The sequence below is a fragment of the Aliivibrio sp. S3MY1 genome (assembly GCF_028765575.1).
Taxonomy (GTDB): Bacteria; Pseudomonadota; Gammaproteobacteria; order Enterobacterales; family Vibrionaceae; genus Aliivibrio.
On record NZ_JARACO010000003.1, the window covers coordinates 1 to 15423 of the forward strand.

Genomic DNA, 15423 nt, shown 5'->3' on the forward strand with positions numbered 1-15423 from the left:
ATGTTATCCCTAAATAGAGCAAAATTAATGAAAAATTCGTTGACATCACTCTTAGACTATATGTAGCAATGCTTGTGGGTAGTTATCCACTAAAACTGTGGATAAGTGTGTTAATGAAACTAGATTAACTCTCTTGAGGCCAATAGTCGCAATGCTTTTAGCATCATAAAAGTACTTATTTGAATGTTTAGTAGACAGTAAATCAATGTGTTATAGATTTAGTGTTGTTTGAATGTTCGATCTGTATGTTATTCGTTCATAAATAATAAAGAAAAGCAATACTGATTAATATTTGACCGTTTGTGAAGGGTGTTAACCATAACCGTTTCTATAAATGCAGGTTGTGATTAGATAGGGTATATTCATTTAAACGAATGAGCCTATGTGGAGTGCTTAAAATGGCCAATGCGTATGAATTAATATCGAATTATCAGCCTGCAGGTGATCAGCCAGAGGCAATTAAGAGATTGAGTGAAGGTTTGGATAATGGCTTAGCGCACCAAACGTTATTGGGGGTAACAGGATCTGGCAAAACGTTCACATTAGCCAATGTGATTGCTAAATCGGGTCGCCCGACGGTGATCATGGCTCATAATAAGACATTAGCAGCTCAGTTATACGGGGAAATGAAGGCTTTTTTCCCAAATAATGCCGTTGAATATTTTGTATCGTACTTTGATTATTATCAACCAGAAGCTTATGTACCGACCACAGATACTTTCATTGAAAAAGATTCGTCTGTAAATGAACATATCGAACAAATGCGTTTATCAGCAACCAAGGCCTTATTAGAGCGCAAAGATGCCATTATTATAGCGTCAGTATCTGCTATTTATGGCTTAGGCGACCCTAAAGCATACTTGAGTATGATGCTGCATCTACGCCGTGGAGATGTTGTTAATCAAAGAGATCTTTTACGCCGCTTGGCTGAATTACAATATAAACGTAATGACATGGCATTTGAACGTGGTACGTTTCGAGTTCGTGGAGAGGTATTGGATGTTTTTCCTGCAGAGTCCGAGTATGAAGCGATTCGAATTGAATTATTTGATGATGAAGTCGAGCGAATTAGTAAATTTGACCCATTAACGGGCTCTATTATTACGAAAGATATGCCTCGCTGTACGATTTATCCCAAAACACACTACGTGACACCAAGAGAGAAGGTGCTAGAAGCGATTGAGCAAATAAAGATCGATCTTGCTGAGCGTCAAAAAGAATTATTAGCCAATAATAAATTAGTAGAAGAGCAACGAATTACTCAACGAACACAATTTGATATTGAAATGATGAATGAGCTAGGCTTTTGTTCGGGAATTGAAAACTACTCTCGTTATTTAAGTGGTCGACCTCAAGGCGAAGCGCCACCAACCTTATTTGATTATCTTCCTGATGATGGTCTATTAATTATCGATGAATCGCATATTACCGTTTCTCAAATTGGAGCCATGTATAAGGGCGATCGCTCACGTAAAGAAAATTTGGTTGAGTATGGATTTCGATTACCTTCTGCTTTAGATAATCGTCCAATGCGTTTTGATGAATTTGAAGCGCTTGCACCACAAACCATCTATGTATCTGCAACGCCAGGTAAATATGAAATTGAAAAATCAGGTGGTGATATTGCGGAGCAAGTTGTTCGACCAACAGGATTACTTGACCCATTAATTGAAGTTCGCCCAGTTGATACGCAGGTGGATGATTTATTATCAGAGATCCGAATTCGAGTAAAAGTCGGTGAACGCGTTTTAGTGACCACATTAACTAAGAGAATGGCGGAAGATTTAACTGAGTATCTCGATGAGCATGGCGTTAAGGTTCGTTATTTACACTCAGATATTGATACGGTTGAACGTGTCGAAATCATTCGTGATTTACGTTTAGGTAAGTTTGATGTGTTAGTTGGTATTAACTTACTCCGTGAAGGTTTGGATATGCCAGAAGTGTCCTTGGTTGCGATTTTGGACGCAGATAAAGAGGGCTTTTTACGTTCAGAGCGATCGTTAATTCAAACAATCGGTCGTGCCGCTCGTAACTTAGAAGGTAAAGCGATTTTATATGCGAATAGAATTACAGGATCAATGGAAAAAGCAATTGGAGAAACAGAAAGAAGACGTGAAAAACAGATCTTACATAACAAAGCGTTAGGTATTGTACCAACAGCATTGAAAAAAGACGTTGCAGATATTCTAGAACTCGGTGATATGACCAAGAACAAACGTAAAGTGGTGGCACCTAAAATTAAGTTATCTGAAGTTGCAGAAGAGAGTGCTAACTATCGCACTATGACGCCACAGCAATTAGATAAAGAAGTTAAAAAATTAGAAACAAAAATGTATCAACATGCAAAAGATTTGGAGTTTGAATTGGCTGCGCAGGTAAGAGATGAAATAGAGACCTTAAGAGGTCAATTCATAACAAACAGTTAGTGATGGTTTTGTAAATTAAGGGGATTAGAAAAAAAAGAAGCCAACCGCAATATCCCGGTTGGCTTTATTGTTCATGTGAAAGTAAATTTCACTAACAACGTCAGTTGGCTAGGTGACCCTTTGGCTTAAAGGGTCACTATAGGTATAGCAGGTAGCGTGCCAACTTTCGAACTTAAGAAAATAGCCCTTTCAAGTCTAAAAAACAGACAAAACAGTTAAATATTTGCATTTTGCGAATTGTATTTTGCATTTTGCAATTGCATAATGCGAATATCGTGTTTGTTATTACTTATGGTCGTTCATGCAAAAGAAATATTTATTAATGGTCGAAGATACCGCCTCTGTCGCTGCTTTATATCGTTCATACCTAAATCCATTAGGTTTTGATATTGATGTAGTCGCTAAAGGTGTTGATGCTATTGAGAAAATTAAAGGGCGAAGACCTGATCTCGTTTTACTTGATTTACGTTTGCCTGATATGACTGGTTTTGAAGTATTAACCGAAATTCGAAAAACAAGTGTAGATATTCCAGTAATTTTAATGACCGCGCATGGTTCAATTGATGCTGCTGTTGAAGCGATGCAATTAGGTGCCCAAGACTTTCTAATTAAGCCATGTGAGGCTGACCGATTAAGGGTTACAGTAAATAACGCACTACGTCAGGCGCAGAAAAACTTAGGTAATAAAGAAGATAATCCGAATAAGCTAAACAAGCAGTATCAAGGTTTCATTGGCAGCAGCTCTCAAATGCATCAGGTGTATCGAACCATAGATTCTGCAGCACCAAGTAAGGCTACCGTGTTCATAACGGGAGAATCAGGTACGGGAAAAGAAGTGTGTGCAGAGGCTATTCATGCAGCAAGTAAGCGCTATGATGGTGCTTTTATCGCGATAAACTGTGCTGCAATACCGAAAGATTTGATTGAGAGTGAGTTGTTTGGTCATGTTAAAGGGGCATTTACTGGGGCCTCTGTTGATCGAAAAGGTGCGGCAGAACAGGCTGATGGAGGAACCCTTTTTTTAGATGAATTGTGTGAAATGGATTTGGATTTACAGACCAAACTATTACGTTTTATTCAAACAGGTACATTTCAAAAAGTGGGTTCTTCTAAAATGAGTCGGGTTGATGTGCGCTTTGTTTGTGCGACGAATAGAGATCCATGGCTCGAGGTTAAAGCGGGACGTTTTCGTGAAGATCTCTATTATAGATTGCATGTTATTCCTTTAATACTACCTCCGTTGCGTGAGCGCGGTAATGATATTATCGAAATAGCACACTCCATCCTAAGTCATTTTTCAAATGAAGAAGGACGTGAGTTTATTACGTTTAGTCCTGAAGTGGCTGACAGATTTTTGCATTATGATTGGCCTGGAAATGTCCGTGAACTACAAAATGTAATCCGTAATGTCGTGGTATTAAATCGCGGGAAGGAAGTACTTATATCGATGCTTCCTCCTCCATTGTCGATAGATAATAATCATGGTTCAAATATTGCATCATCAGAAGTAATGAGACATTCTGTCAAATTAGAAGATGAAAGTTCTGATGTCGTGGTTTTTAACCTAGAAAAAACAACGATTATACCATTATGGAAGTCTGAGAAAATGATCATTGAAGCAGCGATTGGATTATGTGATGGAAATATTCCCCAAGCCGCTAAGCAATTAGAGGTAAGTCCATCTACACTGTATAGAAAATTACAATCATGGAACGATAAATAGCAGAGGGTATTACCGTGAGCCAGTACATAAATCAAATAGCAGTGAATCAATTAATGCAAGAAGTCGGGGATGAGAATGTTCCTTTTCTTTTTGGTATTTTTTGTGACGAGTTAGATGACTTCATAAACTCGCTTACTGCTCACCCTGAAATTGAGAATATAAGAGAGATAAGTCATTGCTTAAAAAGCAGTGCGGGTAGCTTTGGTGCTGATAAATTAGCTAATATGGCTATTCATATTGAAGAAAAAGCAAAGCATAAACAGAAGGATTGGGTTGAGCGCAATATTTCTGAATTTGTCAATATTGCGCGTGGTACTGAGCTAGCGTATCGTCAAATGATCAATTAAGTAATTCTACAATAGCTTGTTTCAATTTATCTCTATCATGTCTCCAATCGTGATTTAATGAAGCAAGATCAGTGGTTTTACAATGGTATTCCTGTTGTAAAGCCACTAACTCTTTATCAGTTAAGATCACATCTACTTTTCTTCCTGAGCATGCACGCTCACACCAATCTAGCATCATTTTATGATCCATTTTACCAGCAGGACCAAATTCTTTTGATAGGTTATCAATAAAGACGACTTTTGCTTTTTTATTTGCCCCAATCGCCTTACCTAATCCTGGCAGAAGTAGTGGTGGCATAATACTGGTTAAAAAGCTTCCGGGCCCTAATAAAATCAAATCAGCCTTTTTAACCGCATCAATCGCTTCAAGGGTTGCAGGGACTTCAGGATCTAAGAAGAGTCGTAAAGGCAGTTCATCCATATCATCGATATTTGTCTCACCTGAAATCTTACGTAAATCAGTCGTTAGCGCTCCTAAATCAGAGGGATGCTCTGACATTGGAATGATATGGGTCTCTACTTTTAGCATGTTACGAATGAGATTAATCGCATCAAGCGGACGAACACTAAGATTATCTAACGCCGTTAACATCAAATTACCGAGGTTATGACCGTGAAGTTCACCTTGGCCTTTGAAACGGTATTCAAACATCATTGAGCTAATTGATGGATCGGTAATAAGTTGATTAATACAGTTACGAGTGTCTCCCCAAGCGATACCGCCTTGGCATTCTCGAATCCGACCTGTAGATCCACCATTATCTGTTGTGGCGACAATACCGGTAGCATGACTGCCAAAATCACTTAATGCAGCAAGAACACGTCCTAGGCCATGTCCGCCACCGATAGCAACAATTTTATGGTTACTCATAATATTTCTTATAGTGTAGTGGAATTAATAGCAGTGTGGTTGATCTGGAAAGTGACGACAAGTAGTGATTAGTGAAATGTTGAATTAATCACATTTTATAGGTTAAATAACAGCATAAAAATAACATCTAGCAAACAAAATGGAGAAATATCGACTAATTAGGAAAAAAATTGGAAAACCATAGAAATATTGAGTATTTTAATAAGAGCACCAACTTAGTCATTATCTGTTAATAAAATAATAGTGGATTAGGTTTGGTTGCCATAACTCCGAGCTTAAGCGGCTAAGTTGTTTTTAAGAAACACTCAATATGTAGCGTGAGCCAGTGACAATTCGGTCACAAGGGTTTGTTTGGAAATGAACAAGCCTCCCGTGTTTGGAAAGGTGTTCCGTGGCGAAACAATTTGAAGATAATTTTAATCGTAAGTTTTATTACTTACGGTTGTCGATTACAGACGTCTGTAATTTTAAATGTACTTATTGTTTACCAGATGGCTATAGGCCTGAAAATGGTAGACGTGAGTCCTTCCTAGAGCTTGATGAAATCAAACGTACTGTGAGTGCGTTTGCGCGTTGTGGTACGTCAAAAGTGCGCATCACAGGCGGAGAACCTAGCCTGCGTAAAGATTTTACTGAGATAATTCGTACTGTAGCCTCACAGCCAGGTATAACTAAAGTTGCTACCACGACAAATGGTTATCGTATGGAAAAGCATGTCGCTGAATGGCGAGAAGCAGGTCTTACGGATATTAATGTCAGTGTTGATAGTTTAAATCCCAATATGTTTTATCAGATCACAGGTGAAAATAAATTCGCCGATGTTATGGCTGGTATTGATAAGGCGATCGAAGTGGGCTTTAAGCAGGTAAAAGTGAATACTGTTCTACTTAAAGATCTTAATAGCACCGAATTACCTCTATTTTTAAAGTGGATTCAAACTCGCCCAATTCAATTACGTTTTATTGAATTGATGCAAACGGGTGAAATGAACGATCTATTTAAAAATCATCATCAGTCTGGTGTGTCTATTCGTAATCATTTAATTGCTAATAATTGGATACTAAAGCCACGTGGCGAAAGTGATGGTCCTGCTCAAGTCTTTACTCATCCAGATTATATGGGCGAGATTGGTTTGATCATGCCGTATGAAAAAGATTTCTGCCAGAGCTGTAACAGATTGCGTGTATCAGCAAAAGGCAAATTACATATGTGCTTGTTTGGTGATTATGGGGTTGATTTACGCGAACTATTGCAAGAAGACACACAGCAAGATGAATTAATTCAGCGTATTCAAACTCAGTTAGATAATAAAGCGGAAGGTCACTTTCTACATGATGGCCATGCAGGTATGACCCCACATTTAGCCTCTATTGGCGGATAATAAAGAAGAATTATGTCAAATTTTACTCATATTAATGCCTCTGGTGAGGCGAACATGGTTGATGTATCAGCTAAACAAGAAACGGTTCGTGAAGCGCGTGCAGAAGCATTTGTCCACATGGCTCCAGAAACCTTGAATCTGATTGTTTCTGGTTCTCACCATAAAGGTGATGTGTTTGCGACAGCACGTATCGCAGGAATTCAAGCGGCGAAGAAAACGTGGGATCTTATTCCACTGTGCCACCCATTACTGCTAACTAAAGTTGAAGTACAATTAGAAGCGATTGAAGCTGAAAATATGGTTCGTATCGAATCTGTATGTAAACTAGCGGGTAAAACCGGGGTCGAAATGGAAGCATTAACGGCCGCGTCTGTTGCTGCACTAACCATCTATGATATGTGTAAAGCCGTTCAAAAAGATATGGTTATTGGTCAAGTTCGTTTATTAGAAAAAACGGGCGGTAAATCTGGACACTTTAAGGCTGACGCATGATCACAGTATTATTTTTCGCTCAAACTAAAGAGCTAGTAGGCACTGGAAAATTGGAGCTTACAGGTGATTACGCAACTGCGGAAGCGATCCGTGAAGAGTTAAGTAAAAAAGAAGGTAAGTGGGATTTAGCGCTAGAAAAAGGTAAATTACTGGTTGCTATTAACCAAACGATTTCTAGCTTAGATTCAGCGGTTTCTGATGGTGATGAAGTTGCATTTTTTCCGCCAGTGACAGGTGGTTAATATGATTTCTGTTCAAGAGCATGATTTTAATGTTGGTGATGAATATCAATTATTAGCCGAAGGTACAGCAGCAGGGGCGGTTGTTACTTTTATTGGTAAAGTGCGAGATATGAATCTTGGTGATGATGTGACAGGGCTTTCTCTAGAGCATTACCCAGGAATGACGGAAAAGTCTCTGAATGATATCGTTGCTCAAGCAAAATCGCGTTGGCCATTGCTTAAAGTGAAAGTCATTCATCGTGTAGGTGATTTAGAGCTTGGTGATCAAATTGTGTTTGTTGGTGTATCAAGTGCCCATCGTGGGGCTGCGTTTGATTCATGCGAATTCATTATGGATTATTTAAAAACCAATGCACCATTCTGGAAAAAAGAACGAACAACCAAAGAAGTTCGTTGGGTTGAATCAAGAGATACGGATAAGTCAGCTGCGCAACGTTGGGAAAAGTAATTCTTTAATAGTAAAAGAATAAAAAAAGGGAAGAGAGCATATGCTGTCTTCCCTTTTTCGCTTCTGTATAGGTTTAGTATTATTTATTATAAATACCAAACTGCTCCATAGCATAAGCAACACGTGCTTCTGGTGTTGGGTAAGGGACGGTTTCTTCCAAGCTCTCAATATGTTTTAAGCGAGGCAGTAGCCCTGTGCCATTCGCTATTTGAATCGCTAAACCGGGGCGAGCATTAAGCTCAAGAACCATAGGGCCATATTTCTTATCTAGAACCATATCAGTACCCATATAGCCTAATCCTGTCATTTCCCATGCACTGGATGCAAGAGTTAGTAGTTTATGCCATTGTGGGACTTCTAAAGTACTTAATTGCTTACCAGTATCGGGGTGTTGTTCAATAGGTAAACCAAATTGGACAGCACGAACCGCTTTCCCCGTTCCGATATCAATACCAACACCAACCGCACCTTGATGTAAGTTGGCTTTGCCATCAGAGTTTGTGGTTGATAAACGCATCATTGCCATTACAGGGTAGCCCTTAAATACAATAATACGTACATCAGGTACACCTTCATAACTGAAGCCGTCAAACACATCATCAAACTCGATTAAGTTCTCAATCATGGCAACGTCATTTTTTCCACCAAGGGAGAAAAGACCAGCCAATGTATTGGTAATATGACGCTCAACATCTTGTCTGTTTGCTTCTGCGCCAGAAGGTTTGTAATACACACCGTCTTTATGAGAAGTAATAACCAAAATACCTTTACCGCCACTACCTTGGGCTGGCTTGATAACAAATCCAGGCCAATCTTTAACGATGTCGTGAATGTTTTTTACTTCAGCTTGGCTATCAATCACGCCGATAAGCTTAGGTACCGTAGCCCCAGCTTTTTCGGCAATAATCTTAGTTTTTAATTTATCATCAACTAATGGGTATTTACTGCGATCATTGTAACGGCCAATGTAGCTGCCGTTACGCTGGTTCATTCCCATAATCCCTTTCGCTTTTAGTTTTGCAGGAGACGTAAATCGACTAAACATAGGCTAGTCCTCCGCTAAAGGCTTAAAGCGACGAAGCTCACTTAAACGGTAACCCGTGTAATTACCTAGCATTAGAATTACCGCTAAGATAATTAATTGAACACCAATAAAGTTAAACGTTAAGTGCTGTACAAATGGGTTTGTCATTGCGATGTAGATTAATATTGCAGTCAGCAATGAACCACCACCTTGAGTTGCCACTTCTTTCCAACCTTCTTCTTCCCATAGGATAGACATACGTTCTACTGTCCAAGAAAGGATGATCATAGGGAAGAAAGTAATACTTAAGCCAGCAGTTAGACCAATCTTAAAGGCAACAATCGTAAAGATTGAAATGATCATAATGACGGTGATTATTACCGCGGAGATCCTGGCCACTAGAAGGAGGTTGAGCTTGGATAAATAGCTACGAATAACCAAACCTGTACCAACAATCAATAAGAAACCGACAATACCTGTGATGAGCTGAGTTTGTACAAAAGCGACGGCAATAAGTACAGGCATGAAAGTACCAGAAGTTTTTAAACCAATGATAACTCGCAAGAACACAACCATTAGTGCGCCAATTGGAATAAGCATGATGGTTTTAAACATCGATTGCTCTTCAAGAGGCAAGCTATGGATAGAGAAGTTTAGCAGGTTATCTGCTTCTACTTTTTTCTCGGTTGCAGCAGTCGGTGAGATATCTTGTGCAATCATTGAAAAGTTAATTTGGCTGTTCTTACCACCAACAACATCTAAGAGAGAGACATTCGTTTCATCCCAAAGTAGCAAGTTGTCTGGTTGACCTTGCTCACCTGTTGCAGGATTGAATAGGTGCCATTTCTCACCGTTCCATACTTCGACCATATGCTGAACAGATTGACGACGACGACCATCTTCTAACCAAAGTGACCCAACAATCTTATTATGAATTGCTTCATAACTTAATAATTTAGAGACGGCTTGAACTTTGGTTAAGTCATTAAGAAGTAAAGAAGCATTTTGATTATCAGGATCATTAAATTGCTTAATTAATTCACGAGTTAAGGTGATGTCATCAGAAGAACGAGCTCTTGCTTGATCCAATAATGAAATTGCAGCCGCTTCATGTGGACCTTCAAATGTAACGGCTTCAGGTTTATCAGATTTTGGTGGCTCAATGGTAGATTCGGCGTATGGGTCAACTAAAATTTGAGTTTTATAATACAGAGTCTGTGGGCCGTCAGCTTGGCGTATAGTCCATTCCGCGCGACGTCCGTGATCTGTTGTTAAATAAGCAATACCATAACCAGGAGAAGATGCGCTTTCATCGACAATAGTAAAACCGGTTTGATTTTGTGGTGCAGCCATAGATACCTTTACAGGTTTATTGACAGCATCAAATTGAATTCGGGCTTCTACATCCCAAACTTGGCTTCTTTCACCCGGAGTCCATGGCACTCCATATGAGTCATGGCGTAACCAGCTCAATGTAAGTCCTGCGACAATTAATAGTGAGATCAGAAAATAAAAAGGCACTCTTGATGGCATAACGTCCTCATTGTAATAGCGTATCGAAAAGATAATTATAATTGTAATTCAAGCGGTAATTTATGCTACTAACATGTTGAATAAGTTACCACTTATTTGAGGTGGGAGCTATTTTTTGCTTTGAACAAACTCTTTACTAACGTCAATAATAGCAATATCTTGAATAAACTCACGACCGAGTAAAACAGAATGGGTCATGTGAGAGCGATCAGCAAGCGTAAATTGAACTTTTTCATGGATTGCTCCAAGTTTGATCCATAGTTCAACGACTGGGCGGCGTTCTGCTTCTTCTGTGGTTGATTGACGAATCTTCACATTACGAATAACAGGAGCGGTAATCCATTCCAATTTGCCATCTTCTTGTGCATCTTGATTGATTAGATGGAAGCGTACCCATTGAGTACCATTTCGTTCAAATTCTTGAAGATCAACAGCATTGAGAGAGGAGGTTGTTGCTCCTGTATCAATACGAGCACTAAATTGTTGTTTAATATCGGCAATTTCAACATTTTCAATCGCACCTAAAATAAGTGTATCTTTTAGTGATTGAGTTTGCATAGAAACAGGAATAGGTGCTAGGCGAGTTTTTTTAGAGGTAGCTTGCTTTATGCTTACTTGAATTTTGGTTTGTTCAGTTCGAACCATTGATAGCTCTTCTGATACATTCGACAATTCTTTTTCTAATGTCGAAATATAGCCATTTTGCGTCTCAATTTTTGTTTTCATACCATCTAAACGAGTATTTAGATTAGTTTCCATGGACTTAATGGCAGCAACTGTTTCTGTATTATCTGAAGCGACAGGTGCGGCTTGTTGAGTCAGTGCGCAACCTGAAAGGCTTAAAATAGCAACCAATGGTAGAATTCGTTGGATCATTTTATGTTCCGTAGAGTTAAATTAACATGTGCATAGTAACGATAATAAATAGGGACTAATAGCCCCTAAATGTTAGCGTTTAGTCAGGTTTTCTTGCAATTAAGATCGCACGCTTAGGAGCAGGGTGGCCTTCAATTGTTTTTGTTGAGTCATTTGGATCTAGATATTCAGGTAATGAATTGTGTTTCATCCATTCTGTTGAACGCTGCTCGCCAGTAGTTGTGACACACTCATCTACAATTTTCACATCAACAAAGCCAACGCTTTCAAGCCAGACTTTTAATGCCCGAGCCGATGGGAAGAAATAGACATTGCGCATTTGCGCATAACGGTCAACTGGCATTAAAACGGCATTTTCATCCCCATCAATTACCAGCGTTTCTAATACTAATTCGCCACCAGCCACTAATTGATTTTTTAATTGAATTAGGTGATCTAATGGAGAGCGACGGTGATAAAGAACTCCCATACTAAATACCGTATCAAACGCATTTAATTCAGGAAGTTGTTCAATACCTAATGGTAATAGATGAGCACGTTGGTCATTCCCCATTAATTTACGGATAGCTTCAAACTGAATTAAAAATAGATGCGATGGATCGATGCCTACGCATAGGCGAGCTTCTTCACCAAGCATGCGCCACATATGATACCCGTTACCACAACCAACATCTAACACTGATCGATTTTTTAGTGGTGTAATGTGAGGCAGTAAACGATCCCACTTCCAGTCTGAGCGCCACTCTGTATCAATGTGGATATCGTGCACTGTAAAAGGCCCTTTGCGCCAAGGGTGGAAAGCTTGTAATAAGTTTTCTAATTTTTTACGCTGACCATCAGCTAAAGGGGTGTTATTTGATAACGTTACTGATGTTTTTAAATCAATGTTATCCGCACATCCATCAGGGATTTTTTTAAGTGCTTTAGTCCAGCGCTCAATATCACCATGCTCTGCATTTTGCCAATCAGTCAATTGCTGAGGAAGCGTATTCAACCATGGTTGAAGGATAGTATCTTGAGAGATAAGAGTATAAAAATTAGCAAAATTAATCATTGAAGTATCTTAAATTAATAAATAAGTAAAAAATAAAGGGCAATATTTTGATTATTTTATGGCAAACATAGAGCCGAAATTGAAGCATTGGAACCAGACTTCTGCACTCTTAAAACCAATATCATTAAAGCGTTGTTTATGAGTTTCAATGGTATCAGGCAGCATCACATGTTCGATAGCACTGCGTTTTTGACTGATCTCTAGTTCACTGTAGCCGTTTGCACGTTTGAAATCATGGTGCAGGTCGATAAGTAACTCGTTCGCACTTTCATCTTCAAATATGTATTTCTCAGATAAAATAAGAATACCGCCTGGACGTAAACCAGTATAAATTTTTTCAAGTAAAGCTCGGCGATCGATTGGCGCTAAAAACTGCAAGGTGAAGTTAAGGACTACAACAGATGCATCTTGAATATCAACATCTCGAATATCTGCTTCAATAATGGTCACTGGTGTGTCAGAGCGATACGCGTTAATAAGTAAACGACAACGTTCAACCATGGCTGAAGAGTTATCCACGCCAATAATTTGGCAACCTTCTTGATTAATATGACGGCGCATAGAGAGGGTTGCAGCCCCTAGTGAACACCCTAAATCGTACACATTTGAATGAGGTTTCGCATAACGTTCAGCCAGCATTCCAATCGCGGAAATAATATTACTATAGCCTGGGATGGAGCGCTGGATCATATCAGGAAAAACTTCAGCAACACGCTCATCAAACGTGAAGTCACCAATTTTATCAATTGGGGCGGAAAATATTGTGTCAGGGTTAGCCATGGGGTTCTCACAAAGGCAATGTTTACATCCATACTTACATCATACAATTCTAGGTAAATATTGGTGTACTGCTTACCTAGAATAGCATTTTTCTGCGCGCTCCTGCGCATTTAGGTCGCTATTGTAGTTAATTCTTATCTTAATGTCTTTAGGGCTGTGAACATTGAAAGTGAACTTTTTTTTCACCTTGCTATGTCGTTAAAGGGATTTTCCTTTATAATGCTGCTATATTTTTGCGTTTCGCTTATTAATTCAGCAAGCTAGCTGTTTTATTCGTCATTTTAGCAAACGTAAATCGGTTTATGAAAAATGCAGTGAGTCTTTTTACTGTATTTACTATTGATATCTATATTAGATTGGGAAAATCATCATGCGCACCCATTACTGTGGTAACCTGAACAAGTCCCTTGCAGGGCAAACTGTAGAACTTTGCGGCTGGGTAAACCGCCGCCGTGATTTAGGCGGTCTTATCTTTATTGATATGCGAGATCGTGAAGGTATCGTTCAGGTAGTTGTTGATCCAGATATGAAAGATATCTTTTCAATTGCTAACCAACTGCGTAATGAGTTCTGTATCAAATTTACTGGTGAAGTACGTGTTCGTCCTGACAGCCAAGTAAATAAAGACATGGCGACGGGTGAAGTTGAACTTTACGCAACAGGTCTTGAGATCATCAACCGTTCTGAAGCGCTTCCACTGGATTTCAACCAAACGAACTCAGAAGAACAACGCCTGAAGTACCGCTACATTGATTTACGTCGTCCAGAAATGAGTGACCGCATCAAGTTACGTGCTCGCGCATCTAGCTTCGTTCGTCGTTTCTTAGATGAGAACTTGTTCTTAGATATCGAAACACCAGTACTAACAAAAGCAACACCAGAAGGTGCTCGTGATTACCTAGTACCAAGCCGTGTTCATAAAGGCAGCTTTTATGCGCTTCCACAATCACCACAGTTGTTTAAGCAACTTCTGATGATGTCTGGTTTTGACCGTTACTACCAAATCGTTAAATGTTTCCGTGATGAAGATTTACGTGCTGACCGTCAACCTGAATTTACCCAAATCGATATCGAAACGTCGTTCCTTTCATCAACTCAAGTTCGTGAAATCACAGAGCGTCTAGTTCATGATATGTGGAAAGAGCTATTAGATGTTGAACTTGGTCAATTCCCAATCATGCCATTCTCTGAAGCGATCCGTCGTTTTGGTTCTGATAAGCCAGATCTACGTAACCCACTAGAATTAGTTGACGTTGCTGATCTTCTTAAAGACGTTGAATTCCAAGTATTCTCTGGCCCTGCTAACGATGAAAAAGGCCGTGTAGCGGTTATTCGAGTTCCTGGTGGCGCATCGCTTTCTCGTAAGCAAATTGATGAATACGGTAAGTTCGTAGGTATCTACGGTGCGAAAGGTCTAGCTTGGATGAAAGTGAACGATCGTGCTGCTGGCTTTGACGGTGTTCAATCACCTGTTGCTAAGTTCCTAAGCGAAGATATCGTAAACAGCATTTTAGAGCGTACTGAAGCTGAAACGGGCGACATCATTCTATTTGGTGCGGATAAAGCAGGCATCGTTGCAGAAGCAATGGGCGCTTTACGTATTAAATTAGGTGATGATCTTGAGCTTACAGATAAGAAAGCTTGGGCTCCACTTTGGGTTATTGATTTCCCAATGTTTGAAGAAGATGGTGAAGGTAACTTGCACGCAATGCATCACCCATTCACCTCTCCTTTAGGCGTTACAGCTGAAGAGCTTAAAGCAAACCCAGCAGCCGCTAATTCTGATGCGTACGACATGGTTATCAATGGCTATGAAGTGGGTGGTGGTTCTGTTCGTATCCACAATGCTGAAATGCAAACGGCAGTATTCAGTATTCTAGGTATTGAAGAGAAAGAGCAACAAGAGAAATTCGGTTTCTTACTTGAAGCGCTTAAATACGGTACACCGCCACACGCAGGTCTTGCATTCGGTCTTGACCGTTTAGCTATGCTTCTTTGTGGAACTGAAAACATCCGTGATGTTATTGCATTCCCGAAAACAACAGCAGCTGCGTGTTTACTAACGAACGCACCAAGTCTTGCTAATCCTGAGTCTCTTACAGAGCTATCGATTGCAGTAAAACTTGCAGAGAAAAAAGACGCTTAATTAAGGTTTCTTTATTCTTAAAAATGCCCGCATTATGCGGGCATTTTTGTATCTACTCTATTTAAAACGAAATAAGC

General features: G+C 39.5%; 14 protein-coding genes and 1 riboswitch. Of the genes, 8 read left to right on the forward strand and 6 right to left on the reverse strand.

The annotated features are described in order from the left end of the window. Nucleotides 1–398 precede the first annotated feature (398 nt). The 3 genes from uvrB to PVK62_RS02815 all read left to right on the forward strand — a co-directional run bounded on the left by uvrB (nt 399) and on the right by PVK62_RS02815 (nt 4499). The gene (gene uvrB, locus PVK62_RS02805; protein ID WP_274443372.1) at nt 399–2429 is read left to right on the forward strand and encodes an excinuclease ABC subunit UvrB; all 2031 of its coding nucleotides are present in this window, start codon (nt 399–401) and stop codon (nt 2427–2429) included. A gap of 301 nt (nt 2430–2730) precedes the next feature. Then, nucleotides 2731–4152 (forward strand): quorum-sensing sigma-54 dependent transcriptional regulator LuxO, encoded by a 1422-nt coding sequence (luxO, locus tag PVK62_RS02810; RefSeq protein WP_274443371.1) that lies wholly within the window; start codon nt 2731–2733, stop codon nt 4150–4152. A 14-nt stretch (nt 4153–4166) separates the two neighbouring features. After that, nucleotides 4167–4499, forward strand: coding sequence for an Hpt domain-containing protein (locus tag PVK62_RS02815; RefSeq protein WP_274443370.1), 333 nt, complete (start codon nt 4167–4169; stop codon nt 4497–4499). Here the strand turns inward: PVK62_RS02815 and yvcK are convergent. Then, nucleotides 4492–5370, reverse strand: coding sequence for a uridine diphosphate-N-acetylglucosamine-binding protein YvcK (yvcK, locus tag PVK62_RS02820; protein ID WP_274443368.1), 879 nt, complete (start codon nt 5368–5370; stop codon nt 4492–4494). The two genes, PVK62_RS02815 and yvcK, sit on opposite strands and share 8 nt — an antisense overlap. A 255-nt stretch (nt 5371–5625) precedes the next feature. Then, a riboswitch (molybdenum cofactor riboswitch) is annotated at nt 5626–5773 on the forward strand. On the opposite strand from yvcK, the gene moaA reads away from it, so the two are divergent. From moaA to moaE, 4 genes are all read left to right on the forward strand, one after another. Then, nucleotides 5762–6751, forward strand: coding sequence for a GTP 3',8-cyclase MoaA (gene moaA, locus PVK62_RS02825; protein WP_274443367.1), 990 nt, complete (start codon nt 5762–5764; stop codon nt 6749–6751). Its footprint overlaps the riboswitch before it by 12 nt. A 12-nt stretch (nt 6752–6763) precedes the next feature. Continuing rightward, nucleotides 6764–7243 (forward strand): cyclic pyranopterin monophosphate synthase MoaC, encoded by a 480-nt coding sequence (gene moaC / locus PVK62_RS02830; RefSeq protein ID WP_045101688.1) that lies wholly within the window; start codon nt 6764–6766, stop codon nt 7241–7243. Beyond that, nucleotides 7240–7485 carry a molybdopterin synthase sulfur carrier subunit gene (moaD, locus tag PVK62_RS02835; protein WP_065591555.1) on the forward strand — a complete coding sequence of 82 codons (246 nt, stop codon included), beginning with the start codon at nt 7240–7242 and terminating at the stop codon, nt 7483–7485. Before moaC ends, moaD begins: the two co-directional genes overlap by 4 nt. 1 nt (nt 7486) lies before the next feature. Then, nucleotides 7487–7933, forward strand: a complete 447-nt coding sequence (moaE, locus tag PVK62_RS02840) for a molybdopterin synthase catalytic subunit MoaE (protein ID WP_065591556.1) — start codon at nt 7487–7489, stop codon at nt 7931–7933. 79 nt (nt 7934–8012) lie between these two features. On the opposite strand, the gene PVK62_RS02845 is transcribed toward moaE, so the two are convergent. From PVK62_RS02845 to cmoA, 5 genes are all read right to left on the reverse strand, one after another. Further along, nucleotides 8013–8978 carry an alpha-L-glutamate ligase-like protein gene (locus PVK62_RS02845; RefSeq protein WP_274443365.1) on the reverse strand — a complete coding sequence of 322 codons (966 nt, stop codon included), beginning with the start codon at nt 8976–8978 and terminating at the stop codon, nt 8013–8015. A gap of 3 nt (nt 8979–8981) precedes the next feature. Next, on the reverse strand, nt 8982–10490 hold the full coding sequence (locus tag PVK62_RS02850; protein ID WP_274443364.1) for an inactive transglutaminase family protein: 1509 nt from the start codon (nt 10488–10490) through the stop codon (nt 8982–8984). A gap of 108 nt (nt 10491–10598) precedes the next feature. After that, complete coding sequence (locus tag PVK62_RS02855) at nt 10599–11366, reverse strand: ATP-dependent zinc protease family protein (RefSeq protein WP_274443363.1); 768 nt, start codon at nt 11364–11366, stop codon at nt 10599–10601. A gap of 79 nt (nt 11367–11445) precedes the next feature. Beyond that, on the reverse strand, nt 11446–12420 hold the full coding sequence (gene cmoB, locus PVK62_RS02860) for a tRNA 5-methoxyuridine(34)/uridine 5-oxyacetic acid(34) synthase CmoB (protein ID WP_274443361.1): 975 nt from the start codon (nt 12418–12420) through the stop codon (nt 11446–11448). A gap of 51 nt (nt 12421–12471) precedes the next feature. Continuing rightward, entirely contained in the window at nt 12472–13200 is a 729-nt protein-coding gene (gene cmoA / locus PVK62_RS02865) for a carboxy-S-adenosyl-L-methionine synthase CmoA (RefSeq protein WP_274443360.1), read from the reverse strand. Between the two features lie 370 nt (nt 13201–13570). Here cmoA and aspS point away from each other — a divergent pair, with 370 nt between their 5' ends. Beyond that, complete coding sequence (gene aspS, locus PVK62_RS02870; protein WP_274443359.1) at nt 13571–15346, forward strand: aspartate--tRNA ligase; 1776 nt, start codon at nt 13571–13573, stop codon at nt 15344–15346. Nucleotides 15347–15423: the final 77 nt, after the last annotated feature.